The 1651-nt window shown below is 52.4% G+C and carries 1 rRNA gene; it reads right to left on the minus strand.

Going from position 1 to position 1651, the window contains the following annotated elements:
- Window positions 1-1506: ribosomal RNA gene (locus M989_RS23890) — 16S ribosomal RNA — on the minus strand; the annotation flags it as partial.
- Window positions 1507-1651 lie beyond the last annotated feature (145 nt).

A 1651-nucleotide genomic window follows, 5' to 3' on the forward strand; every position in this document is an offset into this window, starting at 1 on the left:
TTACCTTGTTACGACTTCACCCCAGTCATGAATCACAAAGTGGTAAGCGCCCTCCCGAAGGTTAAGCTACCTACTTCTTTTGCAACCCACTCCCATGGTGTGACGGGCGGTGTGTACAAGGCCCGGGAACGTATTCACCGTAGCATTCTGATCTACGATTACTAGCGATTCCGACTTCATGGAGTCGAGTTGCAGACTCCAATCCGGACTACGACATACTTTATGAGGTCCGCTTGCTCTCGCGAGGTCGCTTCTCTTTGTATATGCCATTGTAGCACGTGTGTAGCCCTACTCGTAAGGGCCATGATGACTTGACGTCATCCCCACCTTCCTCCAGTTTATCACTGGCAGTCTCCTTTGAGTTCCCGGCCGGACCGCTGGCAACAAAGGATAAGGGTTGCGCTCGTTGCGGGACTTAACCCAACATTTCACAACACGAGCTGACGACAGCCATGCAGCACCTGTCTCAGAGTTCCCGAAGGCACCAAAGCATCTCTGCTAAGTTCTCTGGATGTCAAGAGTAGGTAAGGTTCTTCGCGTTGCATCGAATTAAACCACATGCTCCACCGCTTGTGCGGGCCCCCGTCAATTCATTTGAGTTTTAACCTTGCGGCCGTACTCCCCAGGCGGTCTATTTAACGCGTTAGCTCCGGAAGCCACTCCTCAAGGGAACAACCTCCAAATAGACATCGTTTACGGCGTGGACTACCAGGGTATCTAATCCTGTTTGCTCCCCACGCTTTCGCACCTGAGCGTCAGTCTTCGTCCAGGGGGCCGCCTTCGCCACCGGTATTCCTCCAGATCTCTACGCATTTCACCGCTACACCTGGAATTCTACCCCCCTCTACGAGACTCAAGCTTGCCAGTTTCAAATGCAGTTCCCAGGTTGAGCCCGGGGATTTCACATCTGACTTAACAAACCGCCTGCGTGCGCTTTACGCCCAGTAATTCCGATTAACGCTTGCACCCTCCGTATTACCGCGGCTGCTGGCACGGAGTTAGCCGGTGCTTCTTCTGCGAGTAACGTCAATCGCTGCGGTTATTAACCACAATGCCTTCCTCCTCGCTGAAAGTACTTTACAACCCGAAGGCCTTCTTCATACACGCGGCATGGCTGCATCAGGCTTGCGCCCATTGTGCAATATTCCCCACTGCTGCCTCCCGTAGGAGTCTGGACCGTGTCTCAGTTCCAGTGTGGCTGGTCATCCTCTCAGACCAGCTAGGGATCGTCGCCTAGGTGAGCCGTTACCCCACCTACTAGCTAATCCCATCTGGGCACATCCGATGGTGTGAGGCCCGAAGGTCCCCCACTTTGGTCTTGCGACGTTATGCGGTATTAGCTACCGTTTCCAGTAGTTATCCCCCTCCATCGGGCAGTTTCCCAGACATTACTCACCCGTCCGCCACTCGTCACCCGAGAGCAAGCTCTCTGTGCTACCGTTCGACTTGCATGTGTTAGGCCTGCCGCCAGCGTTCAATCTGAGCCATGATCAAACTCTTCAATTTAAGTTTGATGCTCGTGAATTAAACTTCGTAATGAATTACGTGTTCACTCAGAGACTTGGTATTCATTTTTCGTCTTGCGACGTTAAGAATCCGTATCTTCGAGTGCCCACACAGATTGTCTGATAAATTGTTAAAGAGCAGTTGC

This window comes from Kluyvera georgiana ATCC 51603 (genome assembly GCF_001654985.1).
Taxonomy (GTDB): domain Bacteria; phylum Pseudomonadota; class Gammaproteobacteria; order Enterobacterales; family Enterobacteriaceae; genus Kluyvera; species Kluyvera georgiana.